19 protein-coding genes are annotated in these 20,366 nt (G+C 38.1%); 14 read left to right on the top strand and 5 right to left on the bottom strand.

Going from position 1 to position 20,366, the window contains the following annotated elements; all coding sequences use genetic code 11:
• The first annotated feature begins 8 nt into the window (after nucleotides 1-8).
• The 6 genes from mscK (at nucleotide 9) to selD (ending at nucleotide 8,320) form a co-directional block, all read left to right on the top strand.
• The gene (gene mscK, locus C3V42_RS01610; protein ID WP_106013410.1) at nucleotides 9-3,344 is read left to right on the top strand and encodes a mechanosensitive channel MscK; all 3,336 of its coding nucleotides are present in this window, start codon (nucleotides 9-11) and stop codon (nucleotides 3,342-3,344) included.
• Nucleotides 3,345-3,355: 11 nt separating this feature from the next.
• Nucleotides 3,356-4,429, top strand: a complete 1,074-nt coding sequence (gene aroC / locus C3V42_RS01605) for a chorismate synthase (protein WP_106013409.1) — start codon at nucleotides 3,356-3,358, stop codon at nucleotides 4,427-4,429.
• A 147-nt stretch (nucleotides 4,430-4,576) separates the two neighbouring features.
• Nucleotides 4,577-5,437, top strand: coding sequence for a penicillin-insensitive murein endopeptidase (mepA, locus tag C3V42_RS01600; protein ID WP_106014299.1), 861 nt, complete (start codon nucleotides 4,577-4,579; stop codon nucleotides 5,435-5,437).
• A 17-nt stretch (nucleotides 5,438-5,454) separates the two neighbouring features.
• Nucleotides 5,455-6,222, top strand: a complete 768-nt coding sequence (locus C3V42_RS01595) for a TSUP family transporter (protein ID WP_106013408.1) — start codon at nucleotides 5,455-5,457, stop codon at nucleotides 6,220-6,222.
• A 45-nt stretch (nucleotides 6,223-6,267) separates the two neighbouring features.
• Nucleotides 6,268-7,224 carry a lauroyl-Kdo(2)-lipid IV(A) myristoyltransferase gene (gene lpxM / locus C3V42_RS01590; protein WP_106013407.1) on the top strand — a complete coding sequence of 319 codons (957 nt, stop codon included), beginning with the start codon at nucleotides 6,268-6,270 and terminating at the stop codon, nucleotides 7,222-7,224.
• 55 nt (nucleotides 7,225-7,279) lie between these two features.
• Entirely contained in the window at nucleotides 7,280-8,320 is a 1,041-nt protein-coding gene (selD, locus tag C3V42_RS01585) for a selenide, water dikinase SelD (RefSeq protein ID WP_106013406.1), read from the top strand.
• A 51-nt stretch (nucleotides 8,321-8,371) separates the two neighbouring features.
• Here selD and serS read toward each other — a convergent pair whose 3' ends face one another.
• Nucleotides 8,372-9,661, bottom strand: coding sequence for a serine--tRNA ligase (gene serS, locus C3V42_RS01580; RefSeq protein WP_106013405.1), 1,290 nt, complete (start codon nucleotides 9,659-9,661; stop codon nucleotides 8,372-8,374).
• Nucleotides 9,662-9,830: 169 nt separating this feature from the next.
• Between serS and C3V42_RS01575 the strand changes: the two genes are divergently transcribed.
• Complete coding sequence (locus tag C3V42_RS01575; RefSeq protein ID WP_106013404.1) at nucleotides 9,831-10,589, top strand: hypothetical protein; 759 nt, start codon at nucleotides 9,831-9,833, stop codon at nucleotides 10,587-10,589.
• A 120-nt stretch (nucleotides 10,590-10,709) separates the two neighbouring features.
• On the top strand, nucleotides 10,710-10,928 hold the full coding sequence (locus C3V42_RS01570) for a YdcH family protein (protein WP_005628252.1): 219 nt from the start codon (nucleotides 10,710-10,712) through the stop codon (nucleotides 10,926-10,928).
• Between the two features lie 47 nt (nucleotides 10,929-10,975).
• Here the strand turns inward: C3V42_RS01570 and C3V42_RS01565 are convergent, their stop codons facing one another.
• The 4 genes from C3V42_RS01565 to ccsA form a co-directional block, all read right to left on the bottom strand.
• Nucleotides 10,976-11,455 carry a threonine/serine exporter family protein gene (locus C3V42_RS01565; protein WP_005628250.1) on the bottom strand — a complete coding sequence of 160 codons (480 nt, stop codon included), beginning with the start codon at nucleotides 11,453-11,455 and terminating at the stop codon, nucleotides 10,976-10,978.
• 1 nt (nucleotide 11,456) lies between these two features.
• Complete coding sequence (locus tag C3V42_RS01560; protein WP_005634905.1) at nucleotides 11,457-12,227, bottom strand: threonine/serine exporter ThrE family protein; 771 nt, start codon at nucleotides 12,225-12,227, stop codon at nucleotides 11,457-11,459.
• A 126-nt stretch (nucleotides 12,228-12,353) separates the two neighbouring features.
• Nucleotides 12,354-13,616: an HlyC/CorC family transporter gene (locus C3V42_RS01555; RefSeq protein WP_005626318.1), complete on the bottom strand. Its 1,263-nt coding sequence runs from the start codon at nucleotides 13,614-13,616 to the stop codon at nucleotides 12,354-12,356.
• A 135-nt stretch (nucleotides 13,617-13,751) separates the two neighbouring features.
• Entirely contained in the window at nucleotides 13,752-14,537 is a 786-nt protein-coding gene (ccsA, locus tag C3V42_RS01550; RefSeq protein ID WP_048954135.1) for a cytochrome c biogenesis protein CcsA, read from the bottom strand.
• 143 nt (nucleotides 14,538-14,680) lie between these two features.
• Between ccsA and ffh the strand changes: the two genes are divergently transcribed.
• The 6 genes from ffh (at nucleotide 14,681) to ftsL (ending at nucleotide 20,359) form a co-directional block, all read left to right on the top strand.
• Complete coding sequence (gene ffh, locus C3V42_RS01545; RefSeq protein ID WP_048954134.1) at nucleotides 14,681-16,069, top strand: signal recognition particle protein; 1,389 nt, start codon at nucleotides 14,681-14,683, stop codon at nucleotides 16,067-16,069.
• Between the two features lie 189 nt (nucleotides 16,070-16,258).
• A complete protein-coding gene (locus C3V42_RS01540) occupies nucleotides 16,259-16,597 on the top strand; it encodes a hypothetical protein (protein WP_048954133.1) in 339 nt (112 codons plus the stop codon).
• A gap of 186 nt (nucleotides 16,598-16,783) precedes the next feature.
• The gene (locus C3V42_RS01535) at nucleotides 16,784-18,370 is read left to right on the top strand and encodes a carbon starvation protein A (RefSeq protein WP_106013403.1); all 1,587 of its coding nucleotides are present in this window, start codon (nucleotides 16,784-16,786) and stop codon (nucleotides 18,368-18,370) included.
• Nucleotides 18,371-18,574: 204 nt separating this feature from the next.
• Nucleotides 18,575-19,030 (top strand): division/cell wall cluster transcriptional repressor MraZ, encoded by a 456-nt coding sequence (mraZ, locus tag C3V42_RS01530; RefSeq protein WP_048954131.1) that lies wholly within the window; start codon nucleotides 18,575-18,577, stop codon nucleotides 19,028-19,030.
• Nucleotides 19,031-19,067: 37 nt separating this feature from the next.
• Nucleotides 19,068-20,033 carry a 16S rRNA (cytosine(1402)-N(4))-methyltransferase RsmH gene (gene rsmH, locus C3V42_RS01525; RefSeq protein ID WP_048954130.1) on the top strand — a complete coding sequence of 322 codons (966 nt, stop codon included), beginning with the start codon at nucleotides 19,068-19,070 and terminating at the stop codon, nucleotides 20,031-20,033.
• A 2-nt stretch (nucleotides 20,034-20,035) separates the two neighbouring features.
• Entirely contained in the window at nucleotides 20,036-20,359 is a 324-nt protein-coding gene (ftsL, locus tag C3V42_RS01520; protein ID WP_048954129.1) for a cell division protein FtsL, read from the top strand.
• Nucleotides 20,360-20,366 lie beyond the last annotated feature (7 nt).

Genomic DNA, 20,366 nt, shown 5'->3' with positions numbered 1-20,366 from the left:
GGTAAATTATGAAAACATCACGTTTTTTCACCGCACTTTTAGCGACAGCTTTAATTGGTTGGGCAACGGTGTATCCAACATTGGCTGCAAATAAAAGCAATATATTATTACCTACGGAGCAAGAGCTCTCTGCAGATTTAGCTGATGCGCAAAAAATGTCTGATGGTGATGTAAAAACAGCACTTATTAATGAATTGCAAACCTCTTTGGATTTATTGCAGCTCATTCAAACTCAACAAAAAAATAATGAAGATTTACATGATGTTTTAGCCCATGCTGATAGTGAAATTAAGAAAAATAATGCAGATTTATTGGCGTTTAAGAAGCAGTTAGAACAATCTAAATCAGTCGATTATCAAGCTCAAAATTTAGCAGATTTACAGGCTACATTAAGTAAACTTAATGCTCAACAGCAGGAAACCCAAACTGCATTAAGTAAAGCGAATACTCAATTAGCGGGGCAAAGTTCTGTATCTGAGCGTGCGCAAACCAGTCTTACTGAGAATTTGAAACGCACACAAGAAATTAATCAACAATTAGCCGATAGCAATCTTACAAAAACTTTACGTCAAAAAAATCAAATAGAATTACAGTTGATTGATTTAAAAAACGTTTACAACCAAGATTTATTGAAAAATAGCGATCAGCTGACATTGCTTTATCAAAGCCGTTATGATTTGTTGAATGCTCGTTTGCAACTGCTACAACAACAAATTGTGGCGATCCAAGAAGTGATTAATCAGAAAAACTTGGCGCAAACTCAAAACCAAGTAGAACAAGTTCAGCAACAACAAAATAGCGCGAAAAATGCTTATATTCAGAAAGAATTGGCGCGTAATGCAGAGTTGAGTCAATATTTGTTGCAACAAACTGAAAAGACGAACATCTTGACGCAAGATGATTTAAGAATGCGTAATGTGTTTGATAGCCTAACCCAAACTCAACACACTATCGAAGAGCAAATTAGCGCATTACAAGGTACGTTGGTGCTTTCTCGTATTATTCAACAACAAAAACAAAAATTACCGACGAACTTAAATATTCAAGGTTTATCAAAACAAATTGCGGATTTACGGGTACAAATTTTCGATATAACTCAAAAACGTAATGAACTTTATGATTTAGATGCCTATATTGCCAAAGTCGAATCAGATGAAGGTGAGAAATTTACTCACGCTGAAAAAACACAATTAGTTAATTTGCTAACTGAACGTCGTAGAATGGCTTCTGACTTAATTAAGTCATTGAATAATCAACTTAATTTAGCTATTTCTTTAGAGCTTACTCAGCAACAAATTACTCAAATTAGTGATCAAATTCAATCAAAATTGGAGCAACAAAGTTTCTGGGTTAAAAGCAATAATCCTATTAATTTAGATTGGTTTGCTGAATTGCCTCGAGCATTTATGGCGCAAGTCGATGGTATTGTGAAAAAAATTGGTTTACCCACAAATTATAGTAACTTGCCTTACTTACTGATGTACTGCTTGGGCTTGTTTGTCGTGGGGGGCGCTATTTTTAAATTCAAAGATCGCATCAAACAACGCCTATCAAAAATTAACGGCGAAATTAACCGATTAAAATATGATAATCAGTGGAATACACCACAAGCTTTATTGCTTACTGCATTTTTAACGCTTTCTGGAACTTTATGGTTTTTAGCCATTTGTCAAATGCTTGGTTTCTTCTTTATGAAAAATCCAACTGAGTTTTGGGATTGGTCGTTTAGTATGGCGGGCTATTGGTGGTTCTTCACGTTTTGGCTTTCTTTATTCCGCCCGAATGGGATTTTTGTCCATCACTTTGAATTTTCTCAACAAAGTGCGGTGCGTTTTCAAAGTGTAATTAAACGTATTGTTGTAGCGGTTGTGTTGTTACTGAATACATCAGTATTTAGTAACGTGACCGATTATGGGTTAGCAAATGATGTGATTGGACAGGTGAATACAATAGTTTCATTGCTGTTCTGCATTATTATCATCGCCCCACGTTTCAAAAATGTGCTACGTTCTTACGAAGATGAGAAAAAAAGCCATAACCACATTATTGTCAAAATCGTTCAATTCGGTTTACAGATTATTCCTGTTGGCTTAGTGATATTAGTTGCCTTGGGATACTATTACACTGCGTTGAATTTAATACAGCATCTGATTAATTCTTATATCGCATGGTGTGTGTGGTGGTTAATTCGTCAAGTCATTTATCGTGGTATTACTGTATCCTCTCGTCGCTTGGCTCATCGCCGTTTAGAAGAAAAACGTAATCAGAAACGGGCAAGCATCAATGAAGGATCAACATCCGATGAGCTTGTTCTTAATGAAAAAGAAGAAGGCTTAGCGCTGAATGAAGTGCGTAGCCAATTATTGCGTTTTGCGGATCTTTTCATTTGGACTGCTTTGTTTGGCATTTTCTACTATGTTTGGTCAGATCTTGTAACGGTGGCAAGTTATTTGCGTGAAGTTACCTTATGGCAGCAAACAACAACTACTGAAGCTGGCACAGTGATGGAAAGTATCACTTTATTTAATCTTCTCGTTGCCTTGGTGATTGTAGGGATTACTTATGTGTTAGTACGCAATATCTCAGGTATTTTAGAAGTACTAATTTTCTCACGGGTTAAACTTTCACAAGGCACGCCTTATACTATTACTACATTATTAACTTATGTTTTAGTTGCGGTTGGCGGGGCGTGGGCATTTGCTACATTAGGCATGTCGTGGTCTAAATTGCAATGGTTGTTTGCAGCCCTTTCAGTTGGTTTGGGCTTTGGTATGCAAGAAATCTTTGCAAACTTTGTATCTGGGATTATTTTATTGTTTGAACGCCCAATTCGAGTGGGCGATACCGTTACCATAAACGGTGTCACAGGTACAGTAGCAAAAATCCGTATTCGTGCTATTACGATGATTGATCCAGATAGAAAAGAAGTGATTGTACCTAATAAATCGTTTGTAACAGGGCAAGTGACCAACTGGGCATTATCAAATACCATTACTCGTTTAGTCATCTCTGTGGGGGTTGCTTATAACTCCGATTTAGAATTAGTAAAACGTTTGTTGTTACAAGCTGCTCATGAATTGCCGAGCGTTTTAAAAGAGCCTGAGCCAAGAGCGTTGTTTTTAAATTTTGGTGCAAGCACTTTAGACCATGAGTTACGAGTTTATGTCGGACAAGTTTCAGATCGTAATGATACGCTTGATTTATTAAATCGTCGTGTAAATCAATTGTTTAAAGAAAATAATATAGACATTGCTTTCAATCAATTGGATATCTTTATTAAAAATAAAGACACGGGTGAAGAGATTCCTTTTATTAATATGGAAAAATTAACTAAAACTAATTAAAGAGAAAGAATATGGCGGGTAACACAATCGGACAACTTTTTCGTGTGACAACCTTTGGGGAGTCACATGGTATTGCATTAGGCTGTATCGTTGATGGGGTACCGCCAAATCTCGAATTATCTGAGAAAGATATTCAGCCAGATTTAGATCGTCGTAAACCAGGGACATCTCGATATACCACGCCGCGTCGTGAGGACGATGAAGTTCAAATTTTGTCTGGTGTGTTTGAAGGAAAAACGACAGGCACAAGTATCGGAATGATCATTAAAAATGGTGATCAGCGTTCGCAAGATTATGGCGAGATTAAAGATCGTTTTCGTCCAGGACATGCGGATTTTACCTATCAGCAAAAGTATGGCATCCGTGATTACCGTGGCGGTGGGCGTTCGTCAGCGCGTGAAACAGCAATGCGAGTTGCAGCAGGAGCGATTGCAAAAAAATATTTACGCGAACATTTTGGTATTGAAGTCCGCGGTTTTTTAAGTCAAATCGGTCATGTGAAAATTGCGCCGCAAACCATCGGAGACATTGATTGGGAAAAGGTAAACAGCAATCCATTTTTTTGTCCTGATGAAAGTGCGGTAGAAAAATTCGATGAATTGATCCGTGAACTTAAAAAAGAAGGGGATTCTATTGGTGCTAAACTTACCGTTATCGCGGAAAATGTGCCCGTAGGATTAGGTGAGCCAGTATTTGACCGTTTAGATGCGGATCTTGCCCATGCATTAATGGGAATTAATGCAGTAAAAGGCGTCGAAATTGGTGATGGTTTTGCGGTGGTTGAGCAACGTGGAAGTGAACATCGTGATGAAATGACCCCCGATGGATTTGAAAGCAATCATGCTGGTGGCATTTTAGGCGGAATTAGTTCTGGTCAACCGATCATCGCTACTATTGCGCTAAAACCGACTTCAAGTATTACGATTCCTGGTCGTTCAATCAATCTTAATGGTGAAGCCGTAGAAGTTGTAACAAAAGGCCGACACGATCCTTGTGTGGGTATTCGTGCTGTACCCATCGCAGAAGCCATGATGGCGATTGTCTTATTAGATCATCTATTGCGTTTTAAGGCGCAGTGTAAGTGATCTTAATGTGATATTTAAGGCTAGGTCGCTATCTCCTAGATAAGCTTTGATGTTACCCCTTTGAGCAATGAATATTTCTCAAAGGGGAGTTATTTTTTTATAGTGGGTATATTTATCGACGATGAAACTATTGATGATAATATTAGAATGAATAAAATTTTATTAAAAACAACCATAATTTTTACCGCACTTTTCTCTCTGAACGTTGTTGCGTCTCCTCTAGATTGGCAAAAAGTGAAACGTCCTATTCCAAGTGACGATGGGAAAGCAAAACCTATTGGTAGTTATACCAATGGGTGTATTATAGGGGCACAAGCATTACCGCCAAAAGGTGAAGGTTACCAAGTGATTCGTATGAATCGCAATCGCTATTATGGCCATCCAAATATGATTCAGTATCTTGAACGTTTAGGACAACGCGCTAAAGCTGCTGGGTTGCCAACGATGTTAGTAGGCGATATTGCCATGCCGGGTGGTGGACGGTTTTTAACGGGTCATGCTAGCCATCAGATGGGATTAGATGCGGATATTTGGTTAAGAATGGGCGAAATGTCAGACGCCGATGCGCTGAATTCTGATGGTAAAGGTTTATTAGTTGTGGATAGAAAGGCGCAACGAGTAGATGAACGTGTATGGAATAGCAATCACGCGACGTTAATCAAATTAGCCGCGCAAGATCCAAATGTGACGCGTATTTTTGTTAATCCTGCGATTAAGGTAAAATTATGCCAAACCGCTGGCAATGATCGCGGTTGGCTACACAAAGTTCGTCCTTGGTATGGACACGACTCTCATTTTCATGTTCGTTTAACTTGCCCAGCAGATGCGCCTTATTGTGAAAATCAAGCGCCTGTGCCTGCCGGTGATGGTTGTGGAGACGAATTATATTCTTGGTTTGAACCGCCAAAACCAGGCACTTCAGTGAGTAAACCTAAAGTTACACCACTTGAGCCGTTTTTGTGCCAACAAATTTTGAACTCACCGAATCGGAGTGAATGGTTAGAATAGAATTAAGGTAAATCAATATGGATATCGGCATTGATCTTTTAGCAATATTGTTTTGTGTTGGTTTTGTCGCATCATTTATCGATGCAATTGCTGGCGGTGGTGGATTAATTACTATTCCAGCGTTGCTTATGACTGGCATGCCACCTGCAATGGCGTTAGGCACCAACAAATTGCAAGCCATGGGGGGCGCATTATCCGCAAGCCTTTATTTCTTGCGAAAAAGAGCGGTCAATTTACGCGATATTTGGTTTATTTTGATTTGGGTTTTCTTAGGTTCAGCCCTAGGTACATTATTAATTCAATCAATTGATGTGGCGATTTTCAAAAAAATTCTGCCTTTTTTGATTTTAGCTATTGGTCTGTATTTTTTATTTACCCCTAAATTAGGTGATGAAGATCGAAAACAGCGTTTAAGTTATATGCTATTTGGTCTTTTAGTTAGCCCATTTTTAGGTTTTTATGATGGATTCTTTGGGCCCGGGACTGGCTCAATCATGAGTTTAGCCTGTGTTACTTTGCTAGGATTTAATCTCTCGAAAGCGACAGCACATGCAAAAGTGATGAACTTCACTTCTAACCTTGCTTCTTTTGCGCTTTTCTTATTGGGCGGACAAATTCTTTGGAAAGTGGGTTTCGTGATGATGGCAGGGAGCATTTTAGGTGCAAATTTAGGCGCCAAAATGGTGATGACGAAAGGTAAAACCTTGATTCGACCGATGGTTGTTATCATGTCTTTTATGATGACGGCTAAAATGGTTTACGATCAGGGTTGGTTTCATTTTTAATTCTGAAAGCGAGCAAAGTGCGGTTAAAATTAATTTCATTTTATTATGTCGGATAATCAACAAAATTTACGTTTGACGGCGAGAGTGGGCTATGAAGCGCACTTTTCATGGTCGTATTTAAAGCCTCAATATTGGGGAATTTGGTTCGGTATTTTCTTTTTATTGTTGTTAGCATTTGTGCCTTTTCGTCTGCGCGATAAATTGGCGGGAAAATTAGGTGTATGGATTGGGCATAAAGCAAAGAAACAGCGCATGCGTGCACAAACTAACTTGCAATATTGCTTCCCTCATTGGACTGAACAACAACGTGAGCAAGTGATTGATAAAATGTTTGCGGTTGTTGCACAAGTTATGTTTGGTATTGGTGAGATTGCCATCCGTTCAAAGAAACATTTGCAAAAACGCAGCGAATTTATCGGTCTTGAACATATCGAACAGGCAAAAGCTGAGGGTAATAATATTATTCTTATGGTGCCACATGGCTGGGCGATTGATGCTTCTGGCATTATTTTGCACACTCAAGGCATGCCAATGACCTCTATGTATAATCCACACCGTAATCCATTGGTGGATTGGCTTTGGACGATTACACGCCAACGTTTTGGCGGAAAAATGCATGCTCGTCAAAATGGTATTAAATCTTTTTTAAATCATGTTCGTAAAGGCGAAATGGGTTATTACTTACCTGATGAAGATTTTGGGGCCGAGCAAAGCGTATTTGTTGATTTCTTTGGAACTTATAAAGCGACATTGCCGGGATTAAATAAAATGGCAAAACTTTCTAAAGCTGTTGTTATTCCAATGTTTCCTCGTTATAACGCTGAGGCTGGCAAATATGAAATGGAAATTCATCCTGCAATGAATTTAAGTGATGATCCTGAACAATCAGCCCGAGCAATGAATGAAGAAATAGAATCTTTTGTTACGCCAGCGCCAGAGCAATATGTTTGGATTTTGCAATTATTGCGTACAAGGAAGGATGGCGAAGATCTTTATGATTAAGAGTAGGTTTAAACTTCATACTCTCGAAAACGGATATTTAACAAGGTAAATAAAAATGGAAGAAAAAATTCGGCTGACGCAATACAGCCATGGTGCGGGTTGAGGTTGTAAAATTTCGCCTAAGGTGTTAGGGACAATTTTACATTCAGAACTGGAAAAATTTTATGATCCAAATTTGCTCGTTGGCAATGAAACTGCTGACGATGCAGCGGTGTATGATCTTGGTAATGGAACTGCGATTATCAGTACCACAGACTTTTTCATGCCAATTGTGGATGATCCTTTTGATTTTGGACGAATTGCCGCGACCAATGCCATCAGTGATATTTTTGCTATGGGCGGTAAGCCGATTATGGGAATCGCCATTTTAGGTTTTCCAACTAATATATTACCTGCAGAAGTTGCACAGAAAATTGTTGATGGTGGGCGTTTTGCTTGCCATCAAGCGGGTATTACTTTGGCGGGAGGGCATTCCATTGATTCGCCTGAACCTATTTTTGGTTTGGCCGTGACAGGTGTGATTGACACTGAAAAAGTAAAACGTAATGCTTCTGCAAAATCAGGTTGTAAGCTTTATATGACGAAGCCGCTTGGTATCGGTATTTTGACGACGGCGGAGAAAAAAGGAAAACTTAAGCCAGAACATCAAGGTTTAGCCACTGCTGCTATGTGCCAAATGAATTCCATTGGAAGCCAATTTTCCCAAGTGGATGGCGTCACAGCAATGACTGATGTCACAGGATTTGGTTTACTTGGTCATTTAATTGAAATCTGTGAAGGTTCAAATCTAAGTGCGGTAGTTTTTGCGGACAAAATTAAAACCTTGGACGGTGTAAAAGATTATATTGCTCAAGGTTGCGTACCTGGTGGAACAGGGCGTAATTTTGACAGTTATGGGCATAAAATTGGCGCATTAACGGAAGAACAAAAAGCGATTTTATGTGATCCTCAAACATCAGGTGGTTTATTAGTGGCAGTTGAGCCTAATAGCGTTCAAACGGTCATTGAAATAGCCAAAGATGCGGGCATTGATTTATATGAAGTGGGTGAATTGAAACCTAAATCAGAACTCGATGTCATCATTGAAATAGCTTAATAAAAAAGCGTGGAAATTTTAAAATCCACGCTTTTTTATTTTATAGAAGGATTATTTTCCGATAACGTCTAATCCGCCCATATATGGACGTAGCACTTCTGGCACGGTGATTGAACCATCTGCATTTTGATAGTTTTCAAGTACAGCCACTAAAGTACGACCAACAGCCAAGCCAGAACCATTTAAGGTATGCACTAAGCGAGTTTTCTTATCGCCTTTTGCTTTACAACGTGCTTGCATACGGCGAGCTTGGAAATCCCACATATTTGAGCAAGAAGAAATTTCGCGATAAGTATTTTGTGCAGGCACCCACACTTCTAAGTCGTAAGTTTTGCAAGAACCAAAGCCCATATCGCCTGTGCAAAGCAAAACTTTACGATACGGAAGATTTAATAATTGCAATACTTTTTCTGCGTGACCAGTTAATTCTTCGAGTGCTTCCATTGATTTATCTGGATCAACGATTTGTACCATTTCCACTTTATCAAATTGGTGCATACGAATTAAACCACGAGTATCACGACCGTAAGAGCCTGCTTCAGAACGGAAACATGGCGTATGTGCGGTCATTTTTATTGGTAATTCTGCTTCATCAATAATCACATCACGCACTAAATTAGTGACGGGCACTTCTGCAGTTGGAATTAATGCGTAAGGTTGTTCGCCTTCTAAGGCTAAAGTATGGAATAAATCTTCACCAAATTTTGGTAATTGCCCTGTACCATAAAGTGTTGCGTGATTTACTAAATAAGGCACGTAGGTTTCTAAATAGCCGTGTTGTTCAGTGTGAAGATCTAACATGAATTGTGCCAATGCGCGGTGCATTTTAGCGATTTGACCTTTTATTACAGCAAAACGCGCACCAGTTAATTTAGCCCCTGCGGCAAAATCTAAGCCATTGGCGTCTTCGCCCAAAGTGACATGATCTTTCACTTCAAAATCAAATGTACGTGGTGTACCCCAACGTAAGATTTCTTTATTTTCGGTGTCATCTTTGCCTAATGGCACTTCATCTGCTGGTAGATTTGGAATACTTAATGCAATTTGATTGATTTCCGCAAGTACCGCATCTAATTGTGCTTTTGCTTCAGTCAATTGATTGCCCATATTATCCACTTCGGCCAATAATGGTTCGATATTTTCACCGCGTGCTTTGGCAGCGCCAATGGCTTTAGAGCGAGTATTACGTTCAGCTTGTAAATTTTCGGTGGTGACTTGTAAGTTCTTGCGTTGTTCTTCTAATAAGGTGAGTTTTTCTGTATCAAGAATAAAGTTACGTTTTACTTTTAATTTTTCTGCGACTTCCGCTAAATTATTACGGAGTAAATTTGGATCGATCATGGTATTTCCTTACTTTTTTCGTTGAAATGAAAACGGTTTTATTCTATCGCACGTTGTTGAAATAAACCAGTTAAAAGCCAAGGGAAAAACGATATTCTGAAAATAAAGAAAAATGCACCGCACTTTGTGTTAAAATTTGCGCCGATTTAATCAAATTTTTAGGTGGGTTATGAGAAAATTTATTCTTTCTTTTCTATTTATGATTATTGGAGGTGGGCTTGGTTTTGCTGGGGCTCATTTTCATCCGACAAAATGGCAGGTTAGTGCGCAATTTGAAGCGCCCAAAATGAGTGAACTGGGTAATTATTTTTCTCTTTTTTCTACATATAGTTTAGTTAGCGGTGATGCGGATGCGGTGGATGCCACAAAGATTGAACGCAAGGCGACCAATTCTGCCTATCATGAATTTACAAAAATTCTTAATTCATCCGCTCAATTAATCGCTTTTTTAAATCAATCTGATTTTGTGAAAGCGAGAGCTAAAGTTGAAAATCAAACGATTCAGCAGATTGCATCACATTTTAAATTTTCCCAAGAAAATAATCTTGCTCAATTAACCCTGTCTTCTTTTGATCGTGAAGAAGTGGATCACCTTTTTGTGGAATACATTCGTTATGTGAATAATCAAGCGCGCCAAACATTAAATAATGAATTGATTACAAAATGGAAATCTTTATTCGAACAAGTGAAAAATGCTGCAGACGCCAAAATAGACGTTTCTTGGGAAAACAAATTGAAAATGATGCAATCAGTTCAACCGTTGGATAATAATTTGGTGACATTTCATTTTGTTCAACAGCCTAATCTTGTGATGTCAGAAAAACCTTATGTTATCTCAACGGGTATTGGTACTGGATTTGGAATTATTCTTAGTTTATTAGCTATGCTGATTTTAGGTGCTGGAAAAAATAAAAAAGCAAAAGAGTAAAGGATTATTTGCGAGAAATAAATTTTTGTGATCGTTGTCAAATTTTTAAGATTGCGTTCTGTTTATTTGAGGCAAATGTAGTAAACTGAAATCAGTTAAAACCACTATAGGAGCAATGCTATGTTTCCCGAATACCGAGAATTAATCACCAAACTTAAAAGTAATGATGCTTATTTCGATCGTCTTTTTGAAAAGCATAACGAATTAGATCATGAAATTAAGAACATGCAGGAAAACATTCAGCTCGCCACTCATATGGAAATTGAGGCTTTGAAAAAAGAGAAATTACGGATTAAAGATGAGCTTTATGAATATCTCAAGAAAAAATCACAAGAATAGTAAAAGAAAACCGGCTGATGCCGGTTTTTTGTTGAACTATTTTAGTGTCACACCACGGGTTTTTGTCGATAAAACAATAAGCCTGGTAAAGCTAATCCAAATACTATTGCGCCTAGGATAAAACTGGTATTAATAAAGGAACTAATCATTTGTTCAAATAAAGCATCGGAAAAGCCGAAATGATGAATTTGTACCATTGAAATCATTGCTTTATAGGCATGAACACCGGGGATCATGGGGATAATTGCGGCAACAGTGAAGGCTTTTGGATGGGCTAAATAACGATGGGAAAGATGCACGCCTAAAAATCCAATTACGCAAGTGGCAAAGAAGGTGGCAAATACAATAGGCATATTAATATGCAGTAATAATGTGCGTGTCACATGCCCAAGTGCGGCTAAAATTGCGCAATATTTTAAGGCTTTTGGCGGCACATTAAATACTAAAGCAAAGCCCACTGCTGGAATCGCGGCAAATAACATATCATCGAGCAATTTCAATATAAATATTGTGATGTCTAATAACATTTTAATGCCCCCAAGTTGTAATATGTAATACGCTTAACGCGAATACAATGCCAAGACATGCGCCAAAAGTGAGAATAGTCGCAATCGTCCAACGGCCTAATCCCATATTCACATAACCTTTTAATATATCTGCCAAAGAATTAATCAGCGGAAACCCTGGCACGAGTAATAATACACTAGATGCCAAGGCAATTTGAGGATCATTACCTAAGTTATATTTTAAGCTCACGCCAGAAATCAGTGAGGCGACAAAAGAGGTGATAGAAAAGACGATAAGGGGATTATAGTGCCGTTTAGAAAATTCTTGTCGCACAAACATGGCAATGGCTGCCGCCACAAAGGTGATACCACAAATCACCCAGTCTCCACCAGATAAATGGGCGAATGCCGCACAAGATAAGCCTATCATGAATACAACCAACCATCGGTTATATTTAAGCGGTTTTAATTGATCCAATTTTCTTTGTGCGATTTCTAAGTCATACAAATGATGTTCAACGGCAATTACAATGCGCTGCACATCAGTGACCATTTGCATATTAATGCCTTTATCCGTATTTTTTCTTGCGGTGGTAATGCAATGATTATCTGATAAGGTCGTTAGCACCACCGCATTTGCCGTGAGCGCACATTCTACGCTTTCTACGCCAAGTGCGATGCCTAAACGCTGCGCCATTTGCACCACCACGGTACTTTCTGCCCCATGTTGTAACAAGAGCAGTGCTGTTTGTACGCACACGCGAGTCACCGCCCGTTGATATTCGTGCTCCATATCTTTGTTCTCTATTAAAATATACCTAGAAAGAATTATAAAAATGTTTTCTGAAAAATGCGCAAAAAAGAACCGCACTTATGATCCAAGTCAAAAGTGCGGTTCAATTTGTCTGAGTTTTTATGATTAAAGTTTAACGACTTTCGCTTGTTTAATCATATTATCGCCCACTTCAAGAATGGTAATTTGCAAGCCATCAATTTCGCAAACCGTGCCTTCATCGGGAATTTCTTCTAAGTGTTCTAGGATTAAACCATTAAAGGTTCGGGCATCTTCTGTATCCAATTCCCAGTTAAACATTTTGTTGAGATCGCGTAGGTTGGCAGAGCCATCGATAATCATGGAACCATCAGATTGTTGCGTTACTTCCTCATCAATGCTTGGGGCAGTGGAAGTGGTAAAGTCACCAACGATTTCTTCCAAAATATCTTCCAACGTCACAAGACCTTTAATATCGCCGTATTCATCCACCACTAAGCCAATGCGCTCTTTATTTGCACGGAAATTCGCAAGTTGAGTTTTTAATGGCGTGCTTTCAGGAATGAAATACACTTCATCAGCAGCACGAATTAAGGTTTCTTTGGTAAATTCATTTTTTTCAAGCAGTAAGCGGAATGCTTCACGCACGCGCAAAATACCAAGCACTTGTTCATCAAGGCTGCCTTTGTAAAGCACCACGCGGTTGTGTGCTGCGTGATTGAGCTGGCGCATAATGGCTTTCCAGTCATCATCAATATCAATGCCGCCAATTTCGTTACGCGGAACCATAATGTCATCGACGGTGACGGTTTCCATATCTAAAATAGAAAGCAACATTTGTGGATGTTGTTCATCAGGCGTGGCTTCACCCGCTTCTGATACGATACTGCGAAGTTCCTCACGGCTAATTACTTGTTTTTGCATATCGGGTTTTAATCCCACCAAATGCATTAATGATTTGGTAAAAATATTCATCAGCCAAACTAACGGATAGAAGATTTTAAGTAATACCGTCAAAATGTGGCTGGAAACAAAACCGACTTTTTCCGCGTGCATTGCAGCCACCGTTTTGGGGAAAATTTCAGAAAATACAAGCATCACGAAAGTGAGCAAACCTGTTGCAATCGCCACGCCCGCATCACCGTATAAACGCATACCAATCATGGTCGCAATCGCTGATGCGCTGATATTCACAAGGTTATTAAAAATAAGAATAAAGCTTAACAAGGTATCTGGCTTTTCTAACAGTTTTTCTGCCTTTTGTGCGCCTTTATTGCCTTGTTCGGATAGAAAACGAAGACGATATTTATTGAGAGAGAGTAGTCCGGTTTCTGAGCCAGAAAAATATGCAGATAACACTAAACAGATAATGAGAATAATAAATAAAGTACTAAGGGGAATACTGTCCAAGGGAAAATCCTTTTGTTCGTTAATCACATCATAGGGCGTAATTTATTGAAGCATAAATTAGTCTAGCTAATTAAGTTTATGTAATAAGTTATGCCCTATGGAATAATAAAGGCGAATTTGAATTCGCCCTTATTTTTAAATCAGCCGACTGCCAAAATAAGCAATCGTGAGTAAGATAATACCTGAAATTGCATAAATTATCATCCTTTTTCCATGCCATCCTTTTTTCCAATGACCAAAAAGTGCGATGCCAAAGACTATCCAAGCAAAAAATGAAAATAGTGCTTTGTGAATATTTTCCGCAGTTAATGCATTGATAGAATGATAAATACCTGAAATTAATGTCAGTGTTAATAATAATTCACCAAAAGCAAATACCCTTGCAAAATGACGTTCTACGGTCATTAAAGAAGGTATAATCGGAGAAAAGTTGGTTTTTTTGGCTTTTAATGAACGATCAATCCAATTGAGTTGGATTGCATAAAGCATGGCAATAAAGCATACGGCATAAGTAAATATTGATAAGCCTATATGAAATAACATCGCAGAATCTTGATTGAGTAATTGAATAAAATGACTTGGTATAAATGTTGCCAAAATTAAGTTAAAAATTGAAAAGGCAAAGACGATAGGTAAAACGAACCAGATAGAATTCACTGATAAAATAGCAAATACTGCAAGGGCAGAGATGCTAACACTCATTAATGAACTAATTTGAATTAATGTGAATGTATGCTCTTCAGCTAATTCCTTCAAGGAAGGGAAAAGCGTAATACCGTGTAATGCTATCGCAAAAAGTGAGGTAAAAAACAACGGTGTTTTTTTCGGAGAATGTTGTGTGTTTTCTACGGACGTAAGTAAAGGAGCGATCATCAACACACTAATTAGATAAAATAAAATCGAAAAAATAGCAAACCACATAATTTCTTTTCTCTGTTTGGGAATGGTTCGTATTTTATCGTTCTCACACACAATTCGCTATAAATTTATTTGAAATGATGAAAAACGCCTAAATTTCGGTATAATCAAGGCAATTTTTTTAGAAAAAAACAGGATTACGAGTTATGTTTGATAATTTATCGGATCGCCTTTCTAAAACTTTACGCAATATCACGGGAAAAGGCCGTTTAACGGAAGATAATATTAAAGAAACCTTACGCGAAGTGCGTATGGCATTACTTGAAGCAGATGTTGCTTTACCTGTGGTGCGTGAATTTATCGCAAAAGTAAAAGAACGCGCGCTTGGGGAAGAAGTCAATAAAAGCTTAACGCCGGGGCAAGAGTTCTTAAAAATCGTTCAGCGTGAGCTTGAAAAAGCCATGGGTGAAGCGAATGAGAGTTTAAACCTAGCAACTCAACCACCAGCGGTTATCTTAATGGCGGGTTTACAAGGTGCGGGTAAAACCACCAGCGTGGGTAAATTAGCAAAATTCTTGCGTGAACGCCATAAAAAGAAAGTGTTAGTAGTTTCTGCCGACGTATATCGCCCAGCTGCGATTAAGCAGCTTGAAACTTTGGCTCAGTCCGTTGGCGTGGATTTTTTCCCATCGGATGTTAAACAAAACCCAGTTGATATTGCTAAATCGGCACTTGCTGATGCAAAACTGAAATTCTACGATGTATTGATTGTGGATACGGCAGGGCGTTTGCACGTTGATACAGAAATGATGGATGAAATCAAGCAAGTCCATGCAGCGTTAAATCCAATCGAAACCCTTTTCACCGTAGATGCGATGACTGGTCAAGATGCAGCCAATACGGCAAAAGCCTTTAATGAAGCATTGCTGCTTACAGGTGTTATTTTGACAAAAGTGGACGGTGATGCACGCGGTGGTGCGGCGTTATCAATTCGTCAAATCACTGGTAAACCAATCAAATTCTTGGGTGTGGGTGAGAAAACAGAAGCGCTTGAGCCGTTCCATCCAGACCGTATCGCTTCCCGTATTTTGGGTATGGGCGATGTGCTTTCACTGATTGAAGATCTTGAACGTTCTGTTGACCGTGAAAAAGCAGAAAAAATGGCGCAGAAATTCAAGAAAGGCGATGATTTCACTTTAGATGATTTCAGAGAACAGCTTATCGAGATGAAAAAAATGGGTGGCATGATGTCTATGCTTGAGAAATTACCCGGTGCAAAAAATTTGCCTGATCACGTTAAAAATCAAGTGGATGACAAAATGTTTGTCAAAATGGAAGCGATCATTAACTCTATGACCTTAAAAGAACGTGCCAACCCAGATATTATCAAAGGATCTCGCCGTCGTCGTATTGCATTAGGTTCTGGCACTCAAGTGCAAGATGTCAATAAATTACTTAAACAATTCGATGAAATGCAACGTATGATGAAGAAAATGCGTAAAGGTGGCATGGCTAAAATGATGCGTGGAATGCAAGGCTTAATGGGCGGAGGCTTGGGCGGTCTTGGTGGTTTAGGCGGAATGTTTAAACGATAATTTCATAAGATCAAAGTGCGGTTAAAAAAGAAATATTTTTAATCGCACTTTGTTTTGGGCAAAATATTAGCCTAAGTGTCATTTATAAGTGAATTTTAGTTGAAATAATACCCGGTACTTAGTATGGGAATTTTCTTTACTTCATTCTATACTCATTACACATTTCAACTTTTTCTATAAAAATTCAACATGAATAATAATCCATTCCAAGTTAACTGGTCATCTAAGGGACATACATTATGTTTGGGACATTGGGAAATTAAATATCTTGGTTTACCCGTCGTGTTACCTCGAGAGCGCCAAGATAAAGATATGGGAACAGAAAATATTTATAATTTTATGGATCCTGAAGATGAGCTTTATCGCGAGGGATTGGGTGAGGATGATTGGATTGTTGAAAATATTGAATGGCTTTCTGATGTATTTATTGAGCATAATATTCCTTTAGAGGAAAATATAATGAGAGCATTTTATCAAGCAGTAAATCAGGCCGATTGGCGCTGCGGGAGCTGTGGAGGGTGTATTTAACTTTGAGAGTATCAATCTGTTTTATTCTTTTAATGTAAATAGTGTTATTAATAAATGTGATAAAAGTCACAAATTTTAAAAAAACTCTTAAATTCAATTTTTGATTTCTATCAATTTGACATAGAATACGGCCGCTAATTTAGAGTATATCTAAATATTATTACCCATCTTTTGAGGAGTATTTCTATGTTGTGGTTTTTCTTTTGTGTAGCCATTCTTATTCTTGGTTACTTTATTTATGGAAAAATTATCGAAAAAATCTTTGTCATTAATCCAAAACGTCAAACACCAGCCTATCAAATAAATGATGGTGTGGATTATATGCCAATGTCAAAAACTAAGATTTGGTTAATTCAATTGTTGAATATTGCTGGTACTGGCCCAATTTTTGGCCCTATTCTTGGTGCATTATACGGACCTGTCGCGATGTTATGGATTGTACTAGGCTGTATTTTTGCTGGGGCAGTACATGATTATTTCTGCGGTATGTTGAGTATCCGTCATGGTGGTGCAACAATGCCATATTTAGCTGGTAAATTCTTAGGTCGTCCTGTAAAAGTATTTATTAACACATTAGCTCTTGTACTTTTATTATTAGTAGGTGTTGTGTTTGTATCAAGCCCAGCTCAATTAATGGGTACGATTACCATGGACTTATTGGGCGCATCTCAAGGAGCGTTACAATTAGGTGATGCTGAAGCTGTTCATCATGCAGTTGAAGCCGGTGGTATCAAAGTATGGGGAATGGATAAAGCAACTGTTGTTGCAGTTTGGACGATTATTATCTTTGCTTACTATATTCTTGCGACTTTATTACCGATCGACAAAATTATCGGTCGAATCTATCCACTCTTTGGCGCATTATTGCTATTTATGTCTGTGGGTATGGTGTATGGCTTAGTTTCTGCACACTTTAGTGCGGTTGATCCTATTGAGTTCTTCCGTACTATCAATGCAGATGGTCAAGGTTTAACTTTAGAGAAATTCACGCAAAACTTCCAAGTGAAAGGTGATGTTCCAATTTGGCCATTATTGTTCTTAACTATTTCTTGTGGTGCATTATCTGGTTTCCATGCAACTCAAACTCCTTTAATGGCGCGTTGTGCTGAAAATGAAAAAGAAGGCCGTTTTATCTTTTACGGTGCAATGATTGCTGAAGGTGTAATTGCGTTAATCTGGTGTATGGTTGGTCTTGCATTCTATGAAAACCCACAAGCGTTACAAGATGCAATTGCAGCAGGTTCACCATCTAAAGTTGTATATGACAGTTCATTACATTTCTTAGGTTTTGTTGGTGGTATTTTTGCTGTGTTAGGTGTGGTTGTTTTACCTATCACTTCTGGTGATACCGCATTCCGTGCTGCTCGTTTACAATTAGCGGAAATTTTCCATATTGACCAACGTTCATTATCTAAACGCTTATTAATTGCTGTACCACTATTCGTATTAGGCTATTTTGTTTCAACCATTGACTTTAGCGTATTATGGCGTTATTTCACTTGGGCAAACCAAATGACAGCAATGGTAATGTTATGGACAGCAGCTGCATATTTATATCGTTATCATAAATTCCATTGGGTTGCTTCTATTCCTGCTTGGTTTATTACCACAGTGTGTGCAACTTATTTATATTACAATCCAATTGGTTTCCACTTAGATTATCAATTGTCAGTATATTTAGGTTTGGCAACAACAGTAGTATGTATCATATTATTCTTTACGTTACTTAAACCATTCGGTGATCGTGACGAAGAAGCTTATGTGAATAATTAATTAAGAACATCTGGTTGAAAAAAGCCGTTTGGGATATTTTCTCAAACGGCTTTTTATTTTGATAAAAAATAGGGTTATATCAGGGATAATCGCTTGCAACTTAAGCAAACAAATTATAAACTTACGTAGATGTGGAGAAAAGTGGTGTTTTGTGGAGATTTTTAGAAAAATTTCTCAAAATAAGTTTAATTTTGAAGGCGTAATATGTTTCGTGGTGCAACAGCGGTTAATTTAGATTCTAAGGGACGCGTAGCGATCCCAACCCGCTATCGCTCTGAAATTCTTGAAAAGAACCAAGGGCAAATGGTTTGTACCGTCGATATTCGCCAACCTTGTCTTTTACTTTATCCCCTTGATGAATGGGAAAAAATCGAACAAAAACTTCTCGAACTTTCTAATTTTGATCCTACCCAACGCCGTTTGCAACGAGTAATGCTTGGTCATGCCACTGAATGTGAGATGGATGCTCAGGGCCGTATTTTGCTTAGTGGACCATTACGCCAACATGCAAAATTAGAAAAAGGTTTAATGTTAGTAGGACAACTTAATAAATTTGAAATTTGGAGTGCTGTAGAATGGCATGCTCAAATTGAAGAAGATATGGAAATTGGTTCAAGTGCAGACTTTGCGTCTGAGGCTCTGAAAGATTTCTCATTATAGAAAATGATTCACCGTTTTTTACTTTTATATTGTATTTATGGATACCGAAAATTCCTTTTCTTCACCTGAACATATCACAGTTTTACTTCACGAAGCCGTGAATGGCTTGGCATTGAAGGAAAATGGAATTTATATTGACGGTACTTTTGGCCGTGGTGGACATTCTCGCTTAATCCTTTCTAAATTATCCCCAAATGGTCGTCTTATTGGCGTTGACCGCGATCCTAGAGCCATTGCTGAAGCTCAAAAAATTCAAGACCCACGTTTTCAGATTGAACATAACAGCTTTTCTCATATTCCTGAAATTTGTGAAAAATTAAATTTGGTTGGCAAAATTGATGGTATTTTGCTTGATCTTGGCGTGTCATCTCCCCAGCTTGATGAAGCAGAACGTGGTTTTAGTTTTATGAAAGATGGCCCACTTGATATGCGTATGGACACGACTCAAGGTTTATCAGCAGCAGAATGGTTAAAACAAGTATCGGTTGAGGATTTAACTTGGGTTTTGAAAACTTTTGGCGAGGAGCGTTTTGCTAAACGTATTGCCACTGCTATTGTTGATTACAACAAAAGTGCGGCCAAAAATGGCACAGAATTTTTATCACGTACTAGTCAATTAGCTGAGCTTATTTCACAAGCGGTACCTTTTAAAGATAAACATAAACATCCTGCGACTCGTAGTTTCCAGGCCATTCGTATTTTCATCAATTCAGAACTAGACGAATTGGAAAGTGTACTCAATTCTGCTTTAGACATGTTAGCGCCAGAAGGGCGTTTATCAATTATTAGTTTCCATTCTTTGGAAGATAGAATGGTGAAACATTTTATGAAAAAACAAAGTAAAGGTGAGGATATCCCTAAAGGTTTACCATTGCGAGAAGACCAAATTCAACGTAATCAGAAATTAAAACTAATTGGTAAAGCAATTCAACCAAGTGAGGCGGAAATTCAAGCAAATCCTCGTTCAAGAAGTGCAGTATTGCGTGTAGCGGAGAGAATTTAGTGATGTCTGAAAATAATAAACCTCGTTATCCGTTACAGCAGATTTTAGTTGAAGATTTATTTTCTTCAAATAAGTTAATTGTTTTCTTATTAATAGCAATTTTGGTATCCGCAATGGGCGCTATTTGGGTGACGCATAAAACACGTCAGTTAATTTCTGAAAATGGTGCACTTATTTTACAACGGCAAGCGCTTGAAAATGAATATCGAAATTTACAGGTGCAGGAAGCGACTGAAGGGGATAGCACAAGAGTAGAATCTATTGCTGTAGGTACTTTAAAAATGAAACCTTTAACGACAGAACAAGAAGTTGAGATTAGAGAATAATAGGTAA

Origin of the sequence: Haemophilus sp. oral taxon 036 (assembly GCF_002998595.1) — a bacterium.
Classification (GTDB): Bacteria; Pseudomonadota; Gammaproteobacteria; order Enterobacterales; family Pasteurellaceae; genus Haemophilus; species Haemophilus haemolyticus_K.
Note: the sequence above shows the minus strand (reverse complement) of the source record. Positions and strands in the feature narration are given on the sequence as shown.